This is a genomic window from Mitsuokella multacida DSM 20544 (assembly GCF_000155955.1).
Lineage (GTDB): Bacteria > Bacillota > Negativicutes > Selenomonadales > Selenomonadaceae > Mitsuokella > Mitsuokella multacida.
The window spans coordinates 256,438-278,069 of record NZ_GG697142.2 but is presented as its reverse complement, the minus strand read 5'-3'; the positions used below and the strand labels follow the sequence as shown (position 1 = coordinate 278,069).

At 60.2% G+C, this 21,632-nt stretch carries 17 protein-coding genes, 2 tRNA genes, 1 other RNA gene and 1 riboswitch; of the genes, 2 read left to right on the top strand and 18 right to left on the bottom strand.

Annotation, left to right across the window (positions count from 1 at the left end; all coding sequences use genetic code 11):
- Positions 1 to 13: 13 nt before the first annotated feature.
- From MITSMUL_RS08135 to MITSMUL_RS08125, 3 genes are all read right to left on the bottom strand, one after another.
- Positions 14 to 1,291 (bottom strand): ArsB/NhaD family transporter, encoded by a 1,278-nt coding sequence (locus MITSMUL_RS08135; RefSeq protein WP_005841657.1) that lies wholly within the window; start codon positions 1,289 to 1,291, stop codon positions 14 to 16.
- A 242-nt stretch (positions 1,292 to 1,533) separates the two neighbouring features.
- Positions 1,534 to 1,610: transfer RNA gene (locus tag MITSMUL_RS08130), tRNA-Arg, on the bottom strand.
- A 7-nt stretch (positions 1,611 to 1,617) separates the two neighbouring features.
- Positions 1,618 to 1,694, bottom strand: a tRNA-Pro gene (locus MITSMUL_RS08125).
- A 198-nt stretch (positions 1,695 to 1,892) separates the two neighbouring features.
- Here MITSMUL_RS08125 and trpD point away from each other — a divergent pair.
- On the top strand, positions 1,893 to 2,909 hold the full coding sequence (gene trpD / locus MITSMUL_RS08120) for an anthranilate phosphoribosyltransferase (RefSeq protein ID WP_005841656.1): 1,017 nt from the start codon (positions 1,893 to 1,895) through the stop codon (positions 2,907 to 2,909).
- A gap of 66 nt (positions 2,910 to 2,975) precedes the next feature.
- On the opposite strand, the gene codY is transcribed toward trpD, so the two are convergent.
- From codY to rnpB, 8 genes are all read right to left on the bottom strand, one after another.
- Complete coding sequence (gene codY, locus MITSMUL_RS08115; RefSeq protein ID WP_040636071.1) at positions 2,976 to 3,755, bottom strand: GTP-sensing pleiotropic transcriptional regulator CodY; 780 nt, start codon at positions 3,753 to 3,755, stop codon at positions 2,976 to 2,978.
- Positions 3,756 to 3,956: 201 nt separating this feature from the next.
- Entirely contained in the window at positions 3,957 to 5,351 is a 1,395-nt protein-coding gene (gene hslU / locus MITSMUL_RS08110; protein ID WP_147653027.1) for an ATP-dependent protease ATPase subunit HslU, read from the bottom strand.
- Positions 5,352 to 5,362: 11 nt separating this feature from the next.
- Complete coding sequence (hslV, locus tag MITSMUL_RS08105) at positions 5,363 to 5,911, bottom strand: ATP-dependent protease subunit HslV (RefSeq protein WP_005841648.1); 549 nt, start codon at positions 5,909 to 5,911, stop codon at positions 5,363 to 5,365.
- A gap of 22 nt (positions 5,912 to 5,933) precedes the next feature.
- Entirely contained in the window at positions 5,934 to 7,271 is a 1,338-nt protein-coding gene (trmFO, locus tag MITSMUL_RS08100) for a methylenetetrahydrofolate--tRNA-(uracil(54)-C(5))-methyltransferase (FADH(2)-oxidizing) TrmFO (protein WP_005841646.1), read from the bottom strand.
- Positions 7,268 to 9,604, bottom strand: coding sequence for a type I DNA topoisomerase (gene topA, locus MITSMUL_RS08095; RefSeq protein WP_040636070.1), 2,337 nt, complete (start codon positions 9,602 to 9,604; stop codon positions 7,268 to 7,270). The genes trmFO and topA overlap by 4 nt, the downstream gene beginning before the upstream one ends.
- On the bottom strand, positions 9,567 to 10,664 hold the full coding sequence (gene dprA, locus MITSMUL_RS08090) for a DNA-processing protein DprA (protein ID WP_005841642.1): 1,098 nt from the start codon (positions 10,662 to 10,664) through the stop codon (positions 9,567 to 9,569). Before dprA ends, topA begins: the two co-directional genes overlap by 38 nt.
- Positions 10,665 to 10,948: 284 nt before the next feature.
- Entirely contained in the window at positions 10,949 to 11,602 is a 654-nt protein-coding gene (locus MITSMUL_RS08085) for a C40 family peptidase (protein WP_005841640.1), read from the bottom strand.
- Positions 11,603 to 11,619: 17 nt separating this feature from the next.
- Positions 11,620 to 11,786, bottom strand: a riboswitch (cyclic di-AMP (ydaO/yuaA leader).
- Positions 11,787 to 11,979: 193 nt separating this feature from the next.
- An RNA gene (gene rnpB, locus MITSMUL_RS12215) (RNase P RNA component class A) lies at positions 11,980 to 12,335 on the bottom strand.
- Positions 12,336 to 12,545: 210 nt separating this feature from the next.
- Here rnpB and deoD point away from each other — a divergent pair.
- Positions 12,546 to 13,256 carry a purine-nucleoside phosphorylase gene (gene deoD, locus MITSMUL_RS08080; protein WP_005841637.1) on the top strand — a complete coding sequence of 237 codons (711 nt, stop codon included), beginning with the start codon at positions 12,546 to 12,548 and terminating at the stop codon, positions 13,254 to 13,256.
- Between the two features lie 88 nt (positions 13,257 to 13,344).
- Here the strand turns inward: deoD and MITSMUL_RS08075 are convergent, their stop codons facing one another.
- The 7 genes from MITSMUL_RS08075 to tilS form a co-directional block, all read right to left on the bottom strand.
- The gene (locus MITSMUL_RS08075; protein WP_005841636.1) at positions 13,345 to 14,736 is read right to left on the bottom strand and encodes an aminopeptidase; all 1,392 of its coding nucleotides are present in this window, start codon (positions 14,734 to 14,736) and stop codon (positions 13,345 to 13,347) included.
- A 2-nt stretch (positions 14,737 to 14,738) separates the two neighbouring features.
- Positions 14,739 to 15,707, bottom strand: a complete 969-nt coding sequence (gene dusB, locus MITSMUL_RS08070; protein ID WP_005841635.1) for a tRNA dihydrouridine synthase DusB — start codon at positions 15,705 to 15,707, stop codon at positions 14,739 to 14,741.
- Positions 15,694 to 16,497 (bottom strand): type III pantothenate kinase, encoded by an 804-nt coding sequence (locus MITSMUL_RS08065; protein ID WP_040636066.1) that lies wholly within the window; start codon positions 16,495 to 16,497, stop codon positions 15,694 to 15,696. Before MITSMUL_RS08065 ends, dusB begins: the two co-directional genes overlap by 14 nt.
- A gap of 30 nt (positions 16,498 to 16,527) precedes the next feature.
- On the bottom strand, positions 16,528 to 17,514 hold the full coding sequence (locus MITSMUL_RS08060; RefSeq protein WP_040636065.1) for a biotin--[acetyl-CoA-carboxylase] ligase: 987 nt from the start codon (positions 17,512 to 17,514) through the stop codon (positions 16,528 to 16,530).
- A gap of 105 nt (positions 17,515 to 17,619) precedes the next feature.
- Positions 17,620 to 19,608 carry an ATP-dependent zinc metalloprotease FtsH gene (ftsH, locus tag MITSMUL_RS08055; RefSeq protein WP_005841632.1) on the bottom strand — a complete coding sequence of 663 codons (1,989 nt, stop codon included), beginning with the start codon at positions 19,606 to 19,608 and terminating at the stop codon, positions 17,620 to 17,622.
- A gap of 50 nt (positions 19,609 to 19,658) precedes the next feature.
- Positions 19,659 to 20,201 (bottom strand): hypoxanthine phosphoribosyltransferase, encoded by a 543-nt coding sequence (gene hpt / locus MITSMUL_RS08050; protein WP_040636064.1) that lies wholly within the window; start codon positions 20,199 to 20,201, stop codon positions 19,659 to 19,661.
- A gap of 8 nt (positions 20,202 to 20,209) precedes the next feature.
- On the bottom strand, positions 20,210 to 21,619 hold the full coding sequence (gene tilS / locus MITSMUL_RS08045; protein WP_040636062.1) for a tRNA lysidine(34) synthetase TilS: 1,410 nt from the start codon (positions 21,617 to 21,619) through the stop codon (positions 20,210 to 20,212).
- Positions 21,620 to 21,632: the final 13 nt, after the last annotated feature.

Sequence of the window (21,632 nt, the reverse complement as noted above, 5' to 3'; positions counted from 1 at the left end):
GCAATGCGCTGTATCAGAGCAGATAGCGCAGGTAGACGTAGACGGTCGAGATGGCGATCGTCATGATCATGATTGGGAAGCTGATCTTGAAGTAGTTCATGAACGAGATCTTGACGCCGCGGTCTGCCGCCATGCCGGCGACGATGAGGTTCGCCGATGCGCCGACGAGCGTGCCGTTGCCGCCGAGGCAGGCCCCGAGCGAGAGGCTCCACCAGACCGGCTCGAGGTTGTCGACGCCCATCGCACCCATGTTCTGGATCAGCGGAATCATCGTCGCGACGAACGGGATGTTGTCGAGGACCGAGGAGACGAGCGCCGAGAGCCAGAGCACGAGCAGCGACGTCTTCGTCACATCGCCCTCCGTGAGCGCCACGGCCCCCGTCGCGAGGTCGCGGATAACGCCCGTCTCACTGAGGCCGCCAACAGCGACGAAGAGGCCGATGAAGAAGAAGATGGTCGCCCACTCGACCTTGCGCATCGAGAAGTCCACATCGTGCTGGCTGCCGCCCGCGAGCAGCAGCAGCAGGAAAGCACCGAACAGAGCGACGACGGACGACTCGATATGCGTGAACGAATGCGTGAAGAAGCCGAGGATCGTCAGTCCGAGCACGAAGAGCGAGCGCGCGAGCAGCTTACGGTCCTTCAAGGACTTCTTCTCGTCCATCTGCATGATCTCCGCCTGCAGCTCCGGCTTCGTGACCATCTGCTTGCGATAGAGGACGTCCATGACGAAGAGCACTGCCGCCATGCAGAGGATGACGACCGGCGTGAGGTTCTCGATGAAGGCGACGAAGGTCAGTTCCTTGACCGCGCTGCCGATCATGATGTTCGGCGGGTCGCCGATTAGCGTCGCCGTGCCGCCGACATTCGAGGCGAGGATCTGCGTGAGCAGGAACGGCACGACCGGGATGTGCAGCTTATTGGTGATGGCGAACGTGACGGGGACCATCAGGAGGACCGTCGTCACGTTGTCGAGGAAGGCCGAGAACAGGGCCGTGATGAAGCCGAGGTAGATGAGCAGGCGGCGCGGCTGCGCCTTCGCTACTTTCGCCGTCTTGATGGCGACGTAGTCGAAGAGTCCCGTCTTGGCCGTGATGCTCACGAGGATCATCATGCCGATGAGCAGGCCGAGCGTGTTGAAGTCGATGTGGTGCAGGGCCGTGTCCACCGGCATGATGCCCACGATGATCATGAGGATGGCGCCCATCATGGCGACGATCGTGCGGTGTACCTTCTCTGAGACAATCAGCACGTACATGAGCACAAAGATAATGGCAGCTAGCATTTCCATAAAAACGTATTCCTCCTTCGATAAATGACATTCTTCCCTTTTCTTCTGTTCCTGTGTTCCTCATGTGCCTGCAAAAAAATAAACGGAGCCCGTATTTGAACAGACTCCGCCTAAAATTCCCCTATGCAATTCACATATGCTCAGTATAACACAGCTATCATCCCGATAGCAAGACAGAATTCGCGCTGAGGTGGAATAAAACAATAAAAAAGCTCCGGTTTGACCGGAGCTCAACTCGCAAATGGTGCGTCTGGCAAGATTCGAACCCGCGACCCACGGCTTAGAAGGCCGTTGCTCTATCCAACTGAGCTACAGACGCATATGGATGGTCGGGATGACAGGATTCGAACCTGCGACATCCTGCTCCCAAAGCAGGCGCGCTACCAAACTGCGCTACATCCCGTTATTACGTACTTTACTATTATAATGACTTCTCTACGCCTTGTCAATGCATCCAGGAAAATTTTGCTCATGTCCCGCCACGATTCCCTGCCACAGGGAAAGATAAGTTGACAAGTTTACATCTGGATGATAACGTTAATCATGTTGAAAATCTATTTTACTGCAATCATACGAGATATTGTCTACAGGAGGGTTCTCTATGATCAAAGAAGCTATTGAGAAAATCGTCAGCAAACAGGACCTCACCTACGATGAGGCCTACACTGTCATGAACGAGATCATGAACGGCGAGACGACGCAGGTGCAGAATGCCGCCTACCTCGCCGCGCTCTCGACGAAGAGCACGAAGGCCGAGACCATCGATGAGATCTCGGGCTCGGCCATGGCCATGCGCGATCATGCACTCAAGGTCGAGCATGCGATGGACGTGCTCGACATCGTCGGCACGGGCGGCGACCACGCGCACAGCATCAACATCTCAACGACGGCGGCCATGATCATCGCCGCGGCCGGCGTCAAAGTCGCCAAGCACGGTAACCGCGCCGCCTCCTCGAAGTGCGGCGCAGCCGACTGCCTCGAGGCACTCGGCGTCAACCTCGACCAGCCACCCGCCAAGGTCGTCGAAGAGCTCGAGAAGATCGGCATCTGCTTCATGTTCGCCCAGAAGTACCACGCTTCGATGAAGTACGTCGGCGCCATCCGCAAGGAGCTCGGCATCCGCACGGTCTTCAACATCCTCGGACCGCTGACAAATCCGGCCCATCCGACGCGCATGATCCTCGGCGTCTACGACGAATACCTGCTCGAGCCGCTTGCTAACGTCCTCTTGACACTCGGCGTCAAGAACGGCATGGTCATCTACGGCCAGGACTGCCTCGACGAGCTCTCGATGAGCGCCCCGACGAGCGTCTGCGAGTTCAAGGACGGCTGGTTCCGCCGCTACACAGTGAAGCCAGAGGACTTCGGCTTCACGCGCTGCACGAAGGATGATATCCGCGGCGGCGACCCGGCAGAGAATGCCGCTGTCACGCTCGCCATCCTCAAGGGCGAACAGGGACCGAAGACCGACATCGTCCTTTTAAATGCCGGCGCTGCCATCTACGTGGGCGGCAAGGCCAAGGACATCGCCGAGGGCATCGAGATTGCCCGCGAGATGATCGCCTCGGGCGCCGCCCTCAAGAAGCTCGAGGAGTTCAAGCAGCTCTCGAATGCCTGAGTCGATAAGCTAAAAATAAAACGAGGAATCCAGACTGGATCCCTCGTTTTTTTGTGTCCGTATCGATCACTCGTTGCGGAGCTTCTGCACCTTGTCGAGCAGGTACTCGTTGAGGACCTTGATGTAGGTGCCCTTCATGCCGAGCGATTTCGACGAGATGACACCGGCCGACTCGAATTTGCGCAGTGCGTTGACGATGACCGAGCGCGTGATCTTGACCTGATCGGCAATCTTCGAGGCGACGAGCAGCCCCTCCGTGCTATCGAGTGCCGAGAGGATGGCAAATGCCGCCTTGCGCTCCGAGAAGGACAGCGTGTTGATGGCAATCTGGACCGTCGCCTTCTTGCGCGCCTCGATCTCGATCTTCTCAGCGTGATCGCGCAGCATCTCCATGCCGACGACCGTCGCGCCGTACTCGCAGAGCAGCAGGTCATCGTCATCAAACTCCTCGTCGTACTTCGCGACGATCAGCGTGCCGATGCGCTCACCCACGCCGTAAATCGGCACAATCGTCGTGTTCTTGCCGTTGAAGAGGCACTTCGTATTCTCTTCATAGGCGCACATGCCCGTCTTCGAGCGCAGGTTGGCGCACGTCTCATCCATGCGCATGAGCCAGCTGACGTAGTGCTTCGGGAACTCGCCCTGGTCGATGACCTTGTCGATCATGAGATCGCATTCAAAGTCGTCGACAAAGGCATAGCCGTAAATCTTGCCCTTCTTGTTTGTGATATAGACGTTTGCATTCAGGACATTGCTGAGCACACGAGAAATGCCATCGTATTCTACATTTTCAGAACGCTGAAGCAGACGATTGATCTTGCGTGTTTTTTCCAATAAAGATGCCATGATATAATACGCTCCTTTGCTCTCGTAACGAATGAATTCCGAAAGTTTCATCTTTGAACCACTTTTAGTTTATCACACTTTTCTAAATAGTCAAAGACGATTTGTCGATTTTTTTATTTTTTTCGCGAATTCACTCAAATACTGCGCAAAAGAGAAGCAGAATACAGGCACGGCCCGTACTCTGCTTATGTCTTAGATGCATCAGAGGATGAACTGCGAGAGGTCGCGGTTGACCACAATGTCGGCCAGGCGCTCATTGACGTAGGCCGCATCGATGACGACGTCCTTATCCGTGAGCTCCGGTGCGCGGAAGCTGATGTCTTCGAGGACCTTCTCGAGCAGGGTGTGCAGGCGGCGAGCACCGATGTCCTCGGCCTGCTCATTGACCTCACAGGCGAGCTCTGCGATGCGGCTGATGGCATCGGGCTTGAAGGAAAGCGTGATGCCTTCCGTCGCGAGCAGGGCTTCGTACTGCTTGATCAGGGCATTCTGCGGCTCGGTCAGGATGCGCTCGAAATCCTCCTTGCGCAGCGACTTGAGCTCGACGCGGATCGGGAAGCGGCCCTGGAGCTCCGGGATGAGGTCGGACGGCTTCGCCATGTGGAAGGCGCCGGCTGCGATGAAGAGGATGTGGTCCGTGCGGACCGGGCCGTACTTCGTCGAGACCTGCGAGCCCTCGACGATCGGCAGGATGTCGCGCTGTACGCCTTCACGCGAGACGTCGGCGCCCGAACTGTTCCCCTTGACGGCGACCTTGTCGATCTCATCGAGGAAGACGATGCCGCTGTACTCCGTGACCTTGACGGCCTCTTCGGCGACGGCTTCCATGTCGATAAGCTTGCCGGCTTCTTCCTGCGTGAAGATCTTGCGGGCCTGTGCGACCGTGACCTTGCGCTTCTTGTGGCGCTTCGGCATGATGTTGCCGATCATGTCCTGCAGGTTGTCGCCCATGCCCTCGAGGCTCGAGCCCGAGAACATGCCGACCATCGGGCGGCGCGTCTCCTCGACGTCGATCTCGATGAGCTCGTCCTCGAGCTCGCCCTTCTCGAGGCGCTTGCGGACCCATTCGCGGCCAGCCTGGTATTTCTTCGGCTCCTCAGCCGGCTTGTCCTTCTCCTCGTCGTCACCGCCGAAGAGGCGTCCGAGCGGGTTCTGCGATTTCTTCGGCTCCGGCACAAAGACATCGAGGATGCGCTCCTCGGCCTGCTCCTTCGCCTTGTCCTGCACCTCTTCGAGGCGCTCCTGACGGATCATGCGCACGGCGGCTTCCGTCAGGTCGCGGATGATGGACTCGACATCGCGGCCAACATAGCCGACTTCCGTGAACTTCGTCGCCTCGACTTTGATGAACGGCGCGCGCACGAGCTTCGCGAGACGGCGTGCGATCTCCGTCTTGCCGACGCCCGTCGAGCCAATCATCATGATGTTCTTCGGGATGACTTCTTCCTTCATGGCCCCGGTGAGCTGGCGGCTGCGCCAGCGGTTGCGCAGGGCGATGGCCACCGAGCGCTTCGCTTCATCCTGGCCGACGATGTAGCGGTCGAGTTCTTCTACGATCTCGCGCGGCGTCTGTTCGTTGACGCCGATACTTTCGATACGGTTCTCCATCAGTCAAGTTCCTCCACTCTGATATTGTGATTCGTGTAGACGCAGATATCGGCAGCGATTGACAGGGCCTCTTTGGCGATTTCCTTCGCTTCCATGTCCGTGTGCTTGACGAGGGCGCGTGCCGCCGAGAGGGCGAAGAAGCCGCCCGAGCCGATGGCGGCGACATCGCCGTCCGGCTCGATGACCTCGCCGTTGCCGGAGAGCATCAAGAGCGTGTCCTTGTCGGCGACGAGCAGCAGTGCCTCGAGCTTGCCCATCATCTTGTCCGTACGCCACTCCTTGGCGAGCTCGACAGCCGCGCGCTGCAGGTTGCCGTTGTAGGTCTCGAGCTTGGCCTCGAACTTCTCGAACAGCGTGAACGCATCGGCGACGGAGCCGGCAAAGCCAGCCAGCACTCTGCCATGGTAGATGCGGCGCACCTTGCGCGCCGTCGACTTCATGATCGTGTTCTGGCCAAACGTCACCTGGCCGTCACCGGCGATGGCCGTCTTGCCGTTCTTGCGCACGGCGCAGATGGTCGTCGCATGGAACTGTAATTCTGTACTCATAGTTTTCCCTCGCTTCCAGCCTTCAGCAGCCGAAAATCTGCGGTTTGAAGGCCTCTATCGCTGCCAGTGCCTTCTCGGCCAGCAGCTGTTTCTTCTGTTTCTTGTCGCGGATGCGGCGCCCATTGGCGTCGCGCGTCTCGACGGGCGGCAGAATGCCGAAGTTGACGTTCATCGGCTGGAAATGCTTGGCTTCGCTCGTCGTGATGTAGTGGCAGAGCGCACCGTGGCAGCTCTCCTCAGGGAAGACGAGCGGCGCTTCGCCGCGCGCGATGCGCGCCGCGTTGACGCCGGCGACGAGGCCCGACGAGGCTGACTCAATGTAGCCCTCGACTCCCGTCATCTGTCCGGCGAAGAGCAGCCGGTCCTCGCCGCGCAGCTGCAACGTCGGACGCATGTGGCGCGGCGAGTTCAGGAAGGTGTTGCGGTGCATGACGCCATAGCGCAGGAACTCCGCATGCTCGAGGCCCGGTATCATGCCGAAGACGCGGCGCTGCTCCGGCCACTTGAGATGCGTCTGGAAGCCGACGATATTGTAAAGCGTCGCGCTCGCATTGTCCTGGCGCAGCTGCACGACGGCGTAGGGGCGCACGCCCGTCACGGGATGCTCGAGACCGACTGGCTTCAGCGGACCGTAGAGCAGTGTGTCGATGCCGCGGCTCGCCATGACCTCGACCGGCATGCAGCCCTCGAAGAACTTCTCTTTCTCGAAGTCCTTCGTCGGCGCTTTCTCAGCCGTCACGAGCGCGTTCCAGAACGCCTCGTACTCCTCCTTCGTCATCGGGCAGTTGATGTAGGCGGCCTCGCCCTTGCCGTAGCGCGAAGCACGGTACGCCTTCGTCATGTCGACTGACTCGAGACTGACGATCGGCGCCGCCGCATCGTAGAAGTAGAGCGAGTCATTGCCCGTGCGCGCGGCAATATCCTCAGCGAGGCTGCCGGCCGTCAGCGGGCCGCTCGCCACGATCGTGACGGCATCCTCCTCCATCGGGATCTTCGGGACTTCTTCATGGACGACCGTGATGTTCGGATGCTCCGTGACCTTCGCAGTCACGTAGTCACTGAAGCCATGGCGGTCGACGGCCAGCGCGCCGCCGGCAGGGACGCGCGTCGCGTCCGCCGCCTCCATGATGATGGAGCCGAGGCGGCGCATCTCTTCCTTGAGCACGCCGACGGCGTTCTCGAGGCCGGCACCGCGCAGCGAGTTGCTGCAGACGAGCTCAGCAAAGCCAGCCGTCTTGTGGGCTGGCGTCGATTTTGCGGGGCGCATCTCGTAGAGCGTGACCTCTGCGCCCTGCTTGGCAGCCTGCCAGGCGGCTTCACTGCCAGCCAGGCCAGCGCCGACTATGATGACTTTCTTCATGGATTCTCCTGACTTTCCTGATTCTCTTTTGCGGCAGACTCAGCTGCCTCTTCGGCTGCCTTCTCCGCCTCGCGCTTCTTCTTGGCTTCGGCGCGCTCGCGCATCTTCTCGAGTTCCTTGTTGATTGGGTGGTTGATGCGCGTCTCGCAGGCATCATTGCTGCAGTAGAGCATGCCACGGCCGTTCTTGAAGTGGTGCTTGAGCAGGAAGGAGCCGCACTTCTCGCACTTCTCCTGCTGCGGCGTATCCCAGGTCGTGTAGTCGCAATTTGGGTAGTTCTCGCAGCCGTAAAAGGTGCGGCCGCGGCGCGTGCGGCGCTCGACGATCTTGCCGCCGCACTTCGGGCACTTGACGCCCGTGTCCTTCAGCAGCGGCTTTGTGTTGCGGCACTCTGGGAAGCCCGGGCAGGCCAGGAACTTGCCGTAGCGGCCCTGTTTGATGACCATGAGGCGGCCGCAGTGCTCGCAGCGGACGTCGGAGACCTCGACGGGCAGCTCAACGTGGCCGATGGCCTCGTCTGCCTTCTCGAGCGTCTGCTCGAACGGTCCGTAGAACTCCCGCAGCAGCTGGTTCTTGTGGACCTTGCCCTCGGCGATCTCATCGAGCTCATTCTCGAGGTTGGCCGTGAACTTGACGTCGACGATGTCCTTGAAGTACTCCTTGAGCATGTCGACGACGACAAAGCCGAGCTCCGTCGGCTGGAAGTGCTTGTCGATGCGCTGGACGTAGCCGCGCGCCTGGATTGTCTCGATGATCGGCGCGTACGTGCTCGGACGGCCGATTTCCTTCTCCTCGAGCGTCTTGACAAGTGAAGCGTCGTTGTAGCGCGGCGGCGGCTCCGTGAAGTGCTGCTGCGGCAGCGTCTTGGCGATGTTCAGTTCATCGCCCTCTGCGAGCTCTGGCAGCAGGACGTCCTTCTCCTTCTTCGTCGTATCTGCACCGGCGTAGACCTTCGTGAAGCCGGCAAACTTGAGGCGGGAGCCGTTGGCGCGCAGGCCATAGCGGCTGCCAGCCTTGATGGCGATCGCCATCGTGTCGTAGATGGCCGGCGTCATCTGGCTCGCGGCGAAGCGCTGCCAGATCAGCGTGTAGAGTTTGAGCTGGTCCTTATTGAGGTACTTCTCGAGGCTCTCCGGCGTGTGGACGAGGCTCGTCGGGCGGATGGCCTCATGCGCGTCCTGTGCCTTCTTGCCCGTCACGTAGACATTGGGCTTTGCTGGCACATACGCCTCGCCGAATGTTTCGAGCAGGAAGGACTTCGCCTCGTCCTGCGCGAGCTCCGAGATGCGCGTGGAATCGGTTCGCATGTAGGTGATGAGACCGGTCGAACCGTGACGTCCGAGCTCGATGCCCTCATAGAGCTGCTGGGCGAGCATCATCGTCTTGCGCGAGGTGAAGCCGAGCTTGCGCGCGGCATCCTGCTGCAGGGAGCTCGTCGTAAAAGGCGCCGCAGGGCGGCGCTTGCGCTCACTGCTGCGCACCGACTCGACGATGAGCTGCTGCTTTGCGATCTCCTCTGTGACGGCCATCGCCTCGCTCTCATTGTGCAGCGCGATCTTCTTGCCGTCCTCATCCGTGACGGCGAGGCGCTTGCCATCGATCTGCACGAGGTCGGCCTGGAACATCGCCGACTTCGCCTTGCGCAGCTTGAGTCCGACGGTCCAGTACTCATCCGACTGAAAGGCCTGGATCTCCTTCTCGCGGTCGCAGATCAGGCGCACCGTCACCGACTGGACGCGGCCAGCCGACAGTCCTTTGCGCACCTTGCGCCAGAGGAGCGGCGACAGCTTGTAGCCGACGATGCGGTCGAGCATGCGGCGCGCCTGCTGCGCGTCTACCTGATCGAGGTTGATCGCGCGCGGATGCTTGACCGCCTCCTGGATGGCCGGCTTCGTAATTTCGTTGAAGACGATGCGGCAGTCCGACGACGGGTCGAGCCCCAGGATGAATGCCAGATGCCAGGCAATGGCCTCTCCCTCGCGATCGGGATCGCTTGCGAGATAGATCTTGTCGGCATTTTTCGCGTCCTTCTTGAGCGCCTTGATGAGCTCGCCCTTGCCGCGTATGTTGATGTATTTCGGTGCGAAGTCGTTCTCGATGTCGATGCCGAACTGACTCTTCGGCAAGTCGCGCAGATGCCCCATGGAGGCGCGCACCATGTACTTTCTTCCCAGATATTTCTCGATGGTCTTGGCCTTGGCCGGAGACTCGACAACGACGAGCGTTCTCTTTGTCTTCGTCTTGGTTCTTGTCTTTGCTTTTGTTGCCGTACTTGCTTTTGTTGCAGCCAAACCGTCACTCCCTCTCGGCACGCCTGTAGGCGTGCAGTTCATTTTCTATGATCAGTCCCTTGAGCTCCATCTGCAGGAGCGTGAAGGACAGACTCGGCATCTCCCCATCCGGGAGACTCATGAGGATCTCATCCGCGCTCAGCGGGTGGTCAAATGACAGGACCTGATAGATCCTGCGCTCGTCCGGCGTCATGCTCTTCTGCTTCTTCGCCGCAACTTTCTGGACGAGCCCCATGTCCTCGAGGATGTCGCAGGGCTTCGTCACGAGACTTGCCCCCTGCTGGATCAGGTGATGGCAGCCCTCGCTCATCTTGGAGAAGACACTGCCCGGCAACGCATAGACCTCACGGCCCTCGCCAAGGGCGAGCTCCGCCGTGATCAACGAGCCGCTGCGCGCGGCCGCCTCGACGACGAGCGTGCCCTCGGACAGCCCACTGATGATGCGGTTGCGCGCAGGGAAGAAAGCGGGCAGAGGCTGAACGCCCGGGCCGTACTCCGATATGACGGCACCGCCGCTCTCTGCGATCTCCATGAGCAGGCGGCGGTTCTCCGCAGGATATGCCACATCGATGCCGCAGCCGAGCACCGCGACCGTGCGCCCCGTCTTGAGGGCGCCGCGATGCGACCTCGTATCGATGCCGCGCGCCGCACCGCTGACGACCGTCAGGCCGGCAGCCGCCAGCTGCTCGCCGAACTCCAGGGCCAGTGCCTCCCCGTAGGGGCTCAGGCGCCTCGACCCGACGATCGCGACGCGGCGCGCCTCGGGCTCGAGCGTCCCGCGGAAGTAGAGCACGGGCGGCGCAGAGAAGATTTCCTTCAATAAATACGGATAGGAGGCATCGCGGATCGTGCAGAGATGCACGCCGCGCTGCTGGCAGCTCTCGGCCAGCGATTCCGGCAAGTCGGGATGCGTCCTGCGGAACGACTGCAGGGCCTCGACGAGCCCCTGCGGCATCCGGACCAGCCGGCTCATCTCGAGCGCTGGCATCTGCCAGAGCGATACGGCATCGCGGCCCGTCTCTAAGAGCAGGCCGAGCCTGCGGCTGCCAAGTCCCGGGCACTGCGCGAGCGCCGCCAGATAGAAATCCTGCCTTGCATCCATTGCATCGCCTTCTTCCTGGTCTATACGTTATATCATCTTACCCAAAAACGAGATAATATGCAACCTCTCAGCGTAAAGTTTCAGAAAAATACACACGCAGTCCTGACAAGAAAGGCCATCTGACAAGCAGACGGCCCATTATCACTCCGTGAACAATTCATCCCAATAGGCAAAGGCAAACATCAGGATGATCAGGAACAATAGGAAGAGATCCCCCATGATTCCACCCCTTCCGGTAAAAAAGTAAAAAAAGGGAGAGAGACGCTTGCCCCTCTCCGAAAAGATTACATGACGCGACGGGCACCGATATAGCAGGAACCCCAATAGGAACTGTACAGGGATGCAACCGATACACCCTGGCTCGACGATGCGTTGATGAAATCACCATCGCCAAGGTAGATGCCGACGTGCGATGCACCCGGCTCATACGTCGAGAAGAAGACGAGGTCGCCCGGCATGAGCTCGCTCGTGGAAACCGAGTAGCCGACCTCATACTGTGCATCAGCCGTGCGCGGCAGATAGACACCGGCATTGGCGAACACATAGCGGACGTAACCGGAGCAGTCGAAGCCGTTCGGCGTCGTACCGCCGAAGACGTACGGGACACCAAGGTAGTTCATGGAATCCGATACGACGCGGCGTGCGATGGAGTTCGTCGTGGAGCTGACTGCCGGCATGGATTTGCCGAGCAGAGCGGCGTACGTGGACGGACCGACAAGTCCATCTGCGTTGATGCCCTGCGTCATCTGGAAGCTCTTGACAGCCTCGACCGTTGCGGGCCCGTAGGCACCGTCTGCCGTGACGTCGTAGCCCAGATTGGCCAGCTGGCCCTGGATTTCTGCTACATCGCTGCCCTGATCTCCGACGCGAAAAGCGGAAGCCCCCGCCACCGAAAACCAGCACATAAGGATCATGGATACTGCGAAAATGATACGCATTGCTTTACTCAAAAAGCCACTCCTCTCTCTCTTCGCTTACGAGGTTAGCTGCCGGGTTAGGGTAGAGAAGACCACCCTCGCCTATTTCACCATGAAGGCCGCTTGGCCTGACACCGTGAGCCAGACGTTCACCCCAAAAAACTTGGTTCCCCCGCTCCTGGGCTGGACTCAGCTTATTCTTTTAGACCCATTTCTAATTTATAATCATACGACAGGAGTCGTCGTACTTCGTGAAAATAAAATACGTGATAAAAGTGCGCCTTCTGTTTTGAACCATTTCCCGGCTCGTTCGCTCTCATTTCTTTCAGGTTCTTTTCAGATTAGTCCCAGACATGAAAACAGGCTGCCAGAAGGGGCAGCCTCATTGCTTGCATCGTGTTATAAGTCGTCAATAAGCCGAGTTCTGTTCCGCTCACGCGGTGACAATCATTTATCTAGGCACGGCAGTTGCCTGCCGGCTCAAGCGACTCAACCCGGAAGGTTCCGCGGGCCGCATCATCCCTTCCCTATTTGGTCTTGCTCCATGTGGGGTTTACCGAAGCCAGCCAGTCACCTGACTGCTGGTGCGCTCTTACCGCACCTTTCCACCCTTACCTGATTGCTCAGGCGGTCTAAATCTCTATGGCACTTTCCCTGAGGTCACCCTCGCTGGACGTTATCCAGCACACTGCCCTGTGGAGCCCGGACTTTCCTCATCAGCCTCGAGGGCTGCCGCGATTGTCCTGACAACTTATATCAACAAAGCGAATTATAGCACTTTAGCACGAATCTGTCAAATCAGCTCCTAATCTGCTGGGAAAACGACGTCTCTTGCCGCGATGGCGGGACATTTGGCCTTTTCTTTCGAGCACATTTTCAGTATAATGAGTGTATACGATTTCAAATCTTCAGAAAAGACATTACGTCGTCCATCCACATTCCAGACAGAAAGAAGGAACTATCCATGAGCACACCACATATTGCTGCCGAAAAGGGCGAGATTGCTGAGCGCATCCTGCTGCCGGGCGACCCGCTGCGCGCCAAGTTCATTGCCGAAAACTTCCTCGACAATCCGAAGCAGTACACGTCTGTCCGCAATATCCTCGGCTTCACGGGCACCTACAAGGGCGTTCCCGTATCGGTCCAGGGCACGGGCATGGGCATCCCGTCCATCTCGATCTACGTGCATGAGCTCATCCATGAATTCGGCTGCAAGAAGCTCTTCCGCGTCGGCACCTGTGGTGCCATGCACCCGGATGTCCACCTGCGCGATGTGCTGATTGCCCAGGCGGCCAGCACGGACTCCTCCATCATCCGCAATATCTTCGGCGGTTCCATCAACTACTGCCCGATTGCTGACTACGACCTGCTCTCGAAGGCAGTTGCCAACACGAAGAAGCTCAACCTCAAGGCGACGGTCGGCAACATCATCTCGGTCGACCGCTTCTATGACGACGACATCGACAACGACAAACTTCGCAAGTACGGCATCCTCGCCGTCGAGATGGAAGCGGCTGCGCTCTACACACTCGCAGCCGAGGCACACGTCCAGGCACTCGCACTCTTCACGGTCAGCGATCACCTGCTGACAGGAGAGGCCTGCACGACGGAGGAACGCCAGACGTCCTTCAACGATATGATCAAGATTGCACTCGAGACGGCCATCGAAGACTGACGACCGACAAAATGGCAATAAAAAACACGGACCAGATTGGTCCGTGTTTTTTATTGCCCATATGCTCGTGATCTTGTACTAAAGAAGCTCAGGCCTCTGCAAGGAAGGCCATGTAGCCCTTCTTCGTCTCGTAGATGTCAACCTTGCTCGTCGCTTCCCACGGGGCGTGCATCGAGAGGACACCAACACCGCTGTCGATGACCTGCATGCCGTAGAGGCTCATGATGTAGGCAATCGTGCCGCCGCCGCCGAGGTCGACGCGGCCGAGCTCAGCCAGCTGGAAGTGGACATCGTGCTTCTCGAGCATGCGGCGAATCTCGCCGAGGTATTCGGCGTTGGCGTCGTTGGAGCCCGACTTGCCGCGAGCACCCGTGAACTTGTTGAATACCATGCCGCGGCCGAGGTAGGCAACGTTCTTCTTGTCGTAGGCGCTGGCGTAGAGCGCATCGTAGGCACTCGAGACGTCGGACGAGAGCATCTTGGAGTTGGCGAGGCAGCGGCGCAGGCCGAGCTCGCTGTACTGGCCACAGGCGTTCATGAGCTCTGCGAGGATGTTCTCGAAGAAGTGTGACTGCATGCCCGTGGCACCGACGCTGCCGATCTCTTCCTTGTCGACGAGCAGGCAGCACGAGGTGCGCTTGCGCGCTCCATCACTCTCGAGCATGGCCACGAGGCTCGTGTAGGCGCAGACGCGGTCGTCCTGCCCGTAGGCTAGGATCATGCTGCGGTCAAAGCCGAGGTCGCGCGCGCGGCCGGCCGGCACGAGGACGAGCTCAGCCGAGAGGAAGTCCTCCTCCTCGATGCCGTACTGCTCCTCGATGAGCTTCAGGACGCCAGCCTTGACCGATTCCTTCTCGCCGTCCTTGAGCGGGTAGTTGCCGACGAGGATGTCGAGGTCTTCGCCCTCGATGACCTTGGCGGCGTTCTTCTTCATCTGCTCCTGCGAGAGGTGGATCAGCAGGTCCGTCACGCAGAAGACAGGGTCGCCTTCCGCCTCGCCGATGCAGATTTCGACGACCGTGCCGTCCTTCTTGACGACGACGCCGTGCAGTGCGAGCGGCAGCGTGACCCACTGGTACTTCTTGATACCGCCGTAGTAATGCGTGTCGAGGTAGGCGAGGCCGCCGTCCTCGTAGAGCGGGTTCTGCTTGACATCGAGTCGGCACGTGTCGATGTGCGCGCCGAGGATGGCCAGGCCCTTTTCCAGCGGCTCCTCGCCGATCTGGAACAGCACGATGCTCTTCTTCATGTTGACGGCATAGACCTTGTCGCCGGCCTTGAGCTTCTCGCCGGAACGCAGGACATCCTGCAGGTCCCGGTAGCCGGCAGCCTCTGCCTGGCGTACGGCCTCTCGGACGCTCTCGCGCTCCGTCTTGCACGTGGAGAGGAAATCGCGGTAGCCAGCGGCCAGTTTCTCGAGCGCCTCTTTATCTGCCTCAGTGTACGAGGACCAGACGGACGCCTTCTCTTCTTTTGCCATATTCAATCCTTCCCTTCAAAGTATTCTTCTAAGATCTCGACGAAATCCTCGCGTGTCACAGCCTTGTTGAAGCGGTCGCGCAGGATGGCGCCGTGCACGATGCCGCGCGTGTACCAGGTCGCGTGCTTGCGCATCTCGCGCGGGCCGACGTAGTCGCCCTTGTACTTGAGCAGCAGGTCTAGGTGGCGCAGGATGACCGCAGCGCGCTCCTTCATCGTCGGCCCCGGCAGCCGCTCGCCCGTCTCGAGATAATGGGTGAACTGGCGGAAGATCCAGGGATTGCCCTGTGCGGCACGGCCGATCATGACGCCGTCGCAGCCCGTGACCGCGCGGATCTTGTCGAGGTCGTCAAACGTGCGCACGTCACCGTTGGCGATGACAGGGATCTTGACCGCGCGCTTCACTTCGCCGATGATCTCCCAGTCCGCACGGCCCGTGTAGAACTGCTCGCGCGTGCGGCCGTGCACGGCGATGGCATCCACGCCGGCTTCCTCCGCCAGCTTCGCCATCTCAACGACATTGACCGACGCCGCATCCCAGCCCTTGCGCATCTTGACCGTCACGGGCATCTTGACCGCCTTGCGGATGGCCGAGAGAATGGCGAACGCGCGCTCTGGGTCACGCATCAGGGCCGAGCCCTCCCCATTCTTGACGATCTTCGGCGCGGGGCAGCCCATGTTGAAGTCGAGGATGTCCGCCGTGCCGAGTGCTTCGACAAAGGCGGCCGCTTCTGCCGCCATCTCCGGTGTATTGGCGAAGATCTGCATGGCCAGCGGCCTCTCCTCTTTCTCCGACTGCAGCATAGCCAGCGTGCGCTCGTTGCGGAAGTGGATGCCCTGTGACGACACCATCTCGGCAAAGCAGAGCGGGCAGCCCATGTCGTGCGCGATGATGCGGTAGGCCGTGTCCGTCACGCCGGCCATCGGCGCGAGGAACACCGGCGTCTTGAACGAAAACTCACCGATCTTCATGCGGACGTCCTTTCTGGTTGCGCTCGTAGAGGACGCGCAGGCCCGTGAGCGTCAGGAAGTGGTCGATCTTGTCGATCGTGGCGGATTCCTTCGCGATCATGCGCGCGAGGCCGCCCGTCGCGATGACCTTGACTTCCTCCTCCACACCGTTCTCGCGCATTTCCCGCTTGATGCGGCGCGCGATCTCATCGATCTGGCCGACGTAGCCGAAGATAATGCCCGCCTGCATGCCCTGGATCGTATTGCGGCAGATGATGTTCTTCGGCGGCACGAGCTCGATGCGCGGCAGCTGGGCTGCACGCTGAAAAAGTGCCTCCGAGCTCGTGCCGATGCCCGGCGCGATGACCCCGCCGAGGAAGTCGCCGTTCTTCGCGACGACATCGAACGTCGTCGCCGTGCCGATGTCGATGACGATCAGCGGGCCGCCGTACTGCTCGTAGGCGCCGACGACATTGACGATGCGGTCCGCGCCGATCGAGCACGGGTTCTCGTAGTTGAGGCGGATGCCCGTCTTGATGCCCGGCCCGACGATCAGCGGGCGCAGGTGGAAGTAGCGCTCGCACATCTTGATGAACGGCACGACGAGCGGCGGCACGACGGACGAGATGATGATGGCATGGATGTCCGCCATCTCGATGCCCTGGTAGTGGAACAGGCTGTTGATGAGCATGCCGTACTCATCGCCCGTCTTCTGGCGGTCCGTCGAGATGCGCCAGTGCTTGCAGAGCTCCTTGCCCTCATAGGCGCCCATGGCAATGTTCGTGTTGCCGATATCTAGAACTAGTAACAAAGATAATCCTCCTGTTGTACTTGCCTTGTCTCAGTCCTGCTGCGGGCGGATGGAGACATCGCCCGCGAGGACGCGGCGGCGGCCTGCCGCCGTGTCGACGAGCAGCGCGCCATCTTCATCGATGTCGACGGCCTTGCCGACGAATGCGCCCTGACCGCCGCCGCGCGCATCGATGATACGGACTGTCTGCCCGAGCGTGATGCTGTAGCGGCGCCACTCCGAGAAGACCTCCGCGAAGCCCTCGCGCAGGATGGCATCGTAGAGCGCATCCATGTGCTCCAGCACCGCACGGAAAAAGGCAGCGCGCGGAATCTTCTCGCCCTTGATCTCCGAGAAGGAGGCCGCTTTATCGCGCAGCTCTTCCGGGAATTCCTCCGCTTTGATGTTGACATTGATGCCCGTGCCGATGATGACGTAGTGGATGCGCTCCATCTCGGCACTCATCTCGGTCAGGATGCCCACGAGCTTCTTGCCGCCCGCGAGCACGTCATTCGGCCACTTGATGCCGACCTTCATGCCAAAGTCCTCAGCCGCCTTCGCGACCGCGACGGCGGACAGCAGCGTGCACTTCGGTGCATCCTGCGGCAGGAAGTCCGGGCGCAGGATGACGGAGAACCAGATGCCCTTGCCGGCCGGCGAGAAGAAGGAGCGCTCGAGGCGTCCGCGCCCCTTGCCCTGCTCCTCGGCGACGACGACAAGGCCATCGGGAGCGCCCTGCTGCGCCAGCCGCTTTGCCTCGAGATTCGTCGAATCGATGGTCGGGTAGAAGCGGATTTCCGTGCCGATGCGCTTCGTATGGAGGCCATTCTTGATTTCCTCCGGGCGCAGCGTGTCCGGCGCACTCTGCAGGGAATACCCGCTGCGCGAGTGACTGACGATGTCGTAGCCATCGCGCCGCAGCTCCTGGATGTGTTTCCAGACCGCCGTGCGCGAGACGCCCAAGCGCTTCGCCATCTCCTCACCAGAAAGATACGAATCACCTGCTTCTCTGAGCAGAGCTAAGATTTTTGAGCGCAAAAACGCCACCTCCTCATTGTAACACCATTCCATTATACACCGTAGCGGGGCATAAAAAAAGCAGGGATTCTCGTCTGAGAATCCCCGCCCTCATGCCTTACTGGCTCACTTATCGTAATGCGTGACGTTGAATTTCGGTTCGGCTTCCTTCTCGTGTTCCTCTTCCGTTTCCTTCTCCGTCTCCTTAGCCGCTTCCTCAGGCTTCTCTTCCTGCTCGACGGGCAGCGGCGTCACGGCCGGCGTGCCCGAATTCGGCTTGTCGTCCTCGTCCGTATCGTCGGGGTCCGTGATGTGGCCCGTCGTCAGGAGCTCTTCGAGTTCCTTCGCCGTCAGCGTCTCGCGTTCCATGAGCGCCTGTGCGATGAGCTCGAGCTTGTCGCGGTTCTCCGTGATGATCTTGCGGCAGGCCTCGTAGGCCTCTTCCATGTACTTGCGGACTTCCTTATCGATCTCGCTGGCCACTTCTTCCGAGTAGTTGCGCTGATGATTGAAGTCGCGTCCGAGGAAGACCTGATGGTTCTGGCTCTCGCCGTAAGCGACAGGACCGAGCACATCGCTCATGCCGTACTGCATGATCATGCTGCGCACGATGCGCGATGCCTGCTGTATGTCCTGCGAAGCGCCCGTGGAAATCTCCTTGAGCACGACTTCCTCGGCGACGCGGCCGCCCATCGCGACCTTGAGGCGGTCGAGTAACTCGGAGCGTGTCGCGTAGTTGCGGTCTTCCTTCGGCAGCATCAGCGTATAGCCGCCGGCGCGGCCACGCGGGATGATCGTGACCTTGTGGACAGGGTCTGCATGCTTGAGCATCATACCGACGAGCGTATGGCCGCCTTCATGATAGGCCGTCAGGCGCTTCTCCTCGTCGCTCATGACGTGCGACTTGCGCTCCGGCCCTGCGATGACGCGCTCGATGGCTTCTTCCATCTCCGTCATGCAGACCTTGTGCTTGTTGCGGCGCGCCGCGAGCAGGGCAGCCTCGTTGACGAGGTTCGAGAGGTCCGCACCCGTGAAGCCCGGCGTGCGGCGTGCGATGATGTCGAGGTCGACGTCGTCGGCCATCGGCTTGCCCTTCGTGTGGACCTTGAGGATGGCCAGGCGGCCGCGCACATCCGGCTTGTCGACGACAATCTGGCGGTCGAAGCGGCCCGGGCGCAGGAGCGCCGGGTCGAGGATATCGGGGCGGTTCGTCGCCGCAATGATGATGATGCCCTCGTTGGCCGCAAAGCCGTCCATCTCGACGAGCAGCTGGTTGAGCGTCTGTTCGCGCTCATCGTGGCCGCCGCCAACGCCGGCACCGCGCTGGCGTCCGACGGCATCGATCTCGTCGATGAAGACGATGCACGGTGCGTTCTTCTTCGCCTGCTCGAAGAGGTCGCGGACACGCGAGGCGCCGACACCGACGAACATCTCGACGAAGTCCGAACCAGAAATTGAGAAGAACGGCACGCCGGCCTCACCGGCAACGGCGCGCGCGAGCAGCGTCTTACCAGTGCCCGGGGGGCCGAAGAGCAGGACGCCCTTCGGGATGCGGGCACCGAGCTCGTTGAATTTCTTCGGATGCTTGAGGAACTCGACGACTTCCTCGAGCTCCTGCTTCGCCTCATCCGCACCGGCGACATCGCGGAACGTGACCTTGATCTTGTCGGCACCGCTCATGCGCGCGCGGCTCTTGCCAAACGACATGACGCGTCCGCCGCCGCCCTGCGTCTGCTGCATGATGAAGAACCAGACACCGATGAGGAGCAGGATGGGGATGACAGACGAGAACATCTGCGACCACCAAGGCGGCTCCGGCGGGTTCTCCGCCGCGATGTCGATGCCCTTCGACGAGAGCTTCTGGTAGAGATCCGGGTCGTTGTTCGGGGCGTCCGGCGTGATGGTCGTGAATTCCGTACCATCCGAGAGCGTGCCGTGGATCGTGTTCTGGATCAGAACAACCTTCGCTACCTCGCCCTTATCCACCTGCTGCAGGAACTGGGTGTACTCCACTTCCTGACGGTTCGTGTTCTTCGTCGAGAAGTAATCGATGATGGAGATTGCCACCAGGATGATGAGCAGATAGAACCCTACATTGCGTAGAAACTTATTCAATCCATTGTCCTCCTTTGTCTCAGAGCTTTTGCTCCAGGAGCAGCTGGCCCTTATTCATAGATCTCAGGCTTGAGCACACCGATGTACGGCAAGTTGCGGTACTTCTCCGCATAATCGAGGCCATAGCCAACAAGGAATTCGTCGGGGACCGTGTAGCCGCAGTAGTCGATGTTCACGTCGACCGTGCGGCGCGACGGCTTCGAGAGCAGCGCGCAGAGCTTGACACTCTTCGGCTTGCGCTCACGGAAGTATTTCATGAGGTAGTTCATCGTCGTGCCCGAGTCGATGATATCTTCGATGATGATCAGGTGTTTTCCTGCTACGTCGTAGTCGAGGTCCTTGAGGATCTTGACCGTGCCGCTCGTCTCCGTGCCATTGCCGTAGCTCGAGGCGATCATGAAGTCGAAGTGGACCGGCAGGTTGATGCTGCGCACGAGGTCCGTATAGAAAACGACAGCACCCTTGAGGATGCCGACGCAGTAGATCGTCTCCTCTGCATCCTTGTAGTCTTCCGTGATCTCTTTGCCGAGCTCTGCAATGCGCTTCTTGAGCTCTTCCTCCGAGAAAACGACCTTCTCGATATCCTCATTCATGTCTCTAGTCATTTTTTGTTCCCCTTTTCTTTTATCTGGAAATACAGGATTCTCTTCGTTTGATCTGTGACCGGATAATGGCTCGTGCGCCTCCTGCCGACAATCCACAAGATTTCGTGGCCTGCGGCCAGTAGCAACAAGCCGTGCCGCCGTTCGCGCGGGACCTTGTCGTCAATCAGGACCTCCTTGAGCTTCTTGCGCCCGGTGGGCAGCCCGATGAAGTCGCCCGGCTGCCTGTGGCGGAGCACGAGCGGCGCTCCCTTGAGGACGCCCGCGTCTAGGTAGAACCCGCGGGAGCCGTCACCTGCGGGCAGCGCCTCGAGGAGCTCTGCCTCGAGGACGGCTTCGCCATAGTCGGTGCGCCCCGGGACGATGACCGGGACGACTGACGCCTGGCCCTTCTCCTGCTCGTGCCGCTCTCTTCCGGGGAGCGCTGGCCGCAGGATGAGCCTGTCGTAGGTGAAGTGCGCCTCGATGCCGCCCGGCAGTTTTGCGGTCTTGCCCGTCGCCTGCCCGGAGAGGGCCAGCAGGCGCAGCTCTTCCACATGGGAAAAGCTGAGGTCCCTGCCCATCCCCGCTATGCCTGTGTACAAGCGGCGCAGCGCCCGGCGCTGCAACGCGGGATGGCGGCGCTGAAAGGTGGTCAGCACGATGCTGCATCGGCCATCTTCCTCGCGCGTCAGATACGGCCAACTCTCCTCGAGCTGCTGCTCAAGGTAATCGCAGTCGACGCGCGCGAGCTCTGCGAGCTGGCAGAGCGCATGCGCGACTTCTGGATTGCACGACTGCCGCAAATACGGCAGGACCTTGAGGCGCAGCAGGTTGCGCGTGCAGTTGGGGATGTCGTTCGTCGCATCATGGCGTGGCGTAAGGCCGCGCTCCCGGCAGTAGTCGAGGATGTCCTCGCGCCGCGCAAACAGAAGCGGGCGAATCTTTTTCCCCTCGCGCGGCTTCATGGCCGCGAGGCCATCAAGGCCCGTGCCGCGCAGGATGCGCATGAGCACAGTCTCCGCCTGGTCATCGGCATGGTGCGCCGTCGCGAGCACATCGGCCCCGCAGCGCTCCAGCGTCTGCCAGAGAAATACGTAGCGCAGCTCGCGCGCCGCAAGTTCTACAGACTTGCCCTGCGCCTTCGCGAAAGCAGGCACATCGCCGTGCCCGATAAAGCACGGCACTTCGCGCTCGCGGCAGAATGCATCGACGAAGCGGGCATCCTCTGCGGATGACGCTCCTCGGATGCCATGCTCGTAATGCGCCACCGTCAAGACGAGGCGAAAGCGCCTGCGCAGCTGCAGCAGCATATCAAGCAGGGCCAGAGAGTCCGGCCCACCAGAACAGGCCACGAGCACGTGCATGCCGGGATGCAGCAGATCCTGCGCCCTTGCGTAGCGCACGGCCTCTTCCAACATACGTCCCATAATCTACACCGTC

Excerpts from the sequence above, each read along its gene's own strand:
- MITSMUL_RS08135 (WP_005841657.1), bottom strand. The coding sequence starts at position 1,291 with ATGGAAATGCTAGCTGCCATTATCTTTGTGCTCATGTACGTGCTGATT.
- trpD (WP_005841656.1), top strand. The coding sequence starts at position 1,893 with ATGATCAAAGAAGCTATTGAGAAAATCGTCAGCAAACAGGACCTCACC.
- codY (WP_040636071.1), bottom strand. The coding sequence starts at position 3,755 with ATGGCATCTTTATTGGAAAAAACACGCAAGATCAATCGTCTGCTTCAG.
- hslV (WP_005841648.1), bottom strand. The coding sequence starts at position 5,911 with ATGAGTACAGAATTACAGTTCCATGCGACGACCATCTGCGCCGTGCGC.
- trmFO (WP_005841646.1), bottom strand. The coding sequence starts at position 7,271 with ATGAAGAAAGTCATCATAGTCGGCGCTGGCCTGGCTGGCAGTGAAGCC.
- topA (WP_040636070.1), bottom strand. The coding sequence starts at position 9,604 with ATGAACTGCACGCCTACAGGCGTGCCGAGAGGGAGTGACGGTTTGGCT.
- dprA (WP_005841642.1), bottom strand. The coding sequence starts at position 10,664 with ATGGATGCAAGGCAGGATTTCTATCTGGCGGCGCTCGCGCAGTGCCCG.
- MITSMUL_RS08085 (WP_005841640.1), bottom strand. The coding sequence starts at position 11,602 with ATGCGTATCATTTTCGCAGTATCCATGATCCTTATGTGCTGGTTTTCG.
- deoD (WP_005841637.1), top strand. The coding sequence starts at position 12,546 with ATGAGCACACCACATATTGCTGCCGAAAAGGGCGAGATTGCTGAGCGC.
- MITSMUL_RS08075 (WP_005841636.1), bottom strand. The coding sequence starts at position 14,736 with ATGGCAAAAGAAGAGAAGGCGTCCGTCTGGTCCTCGTACACTGAGGCA.
- dusB (WP_005841635.1), bottom strand. The coding sequence starts at position 15,707 with ATGAAGATCGGTGAGTTTTCGTTCAAGACGCCGGTGTTCCTCGCGCCG.
- hpt (WP_040636064.1), bottom strand. The coding sequence starts at position 20,201 with ATGAATGAGGATATCGAGAAGGTCGTTTTCTCGGAGGAAGAGCTCAAG.
- tilS (WP_040636062.1), bottom strand. The coding sequence starts at position 21,619 with ATGGGACGTATGTTGGAAGAGGCCGTGCGCTACGCAAGGGCGCAGGAT.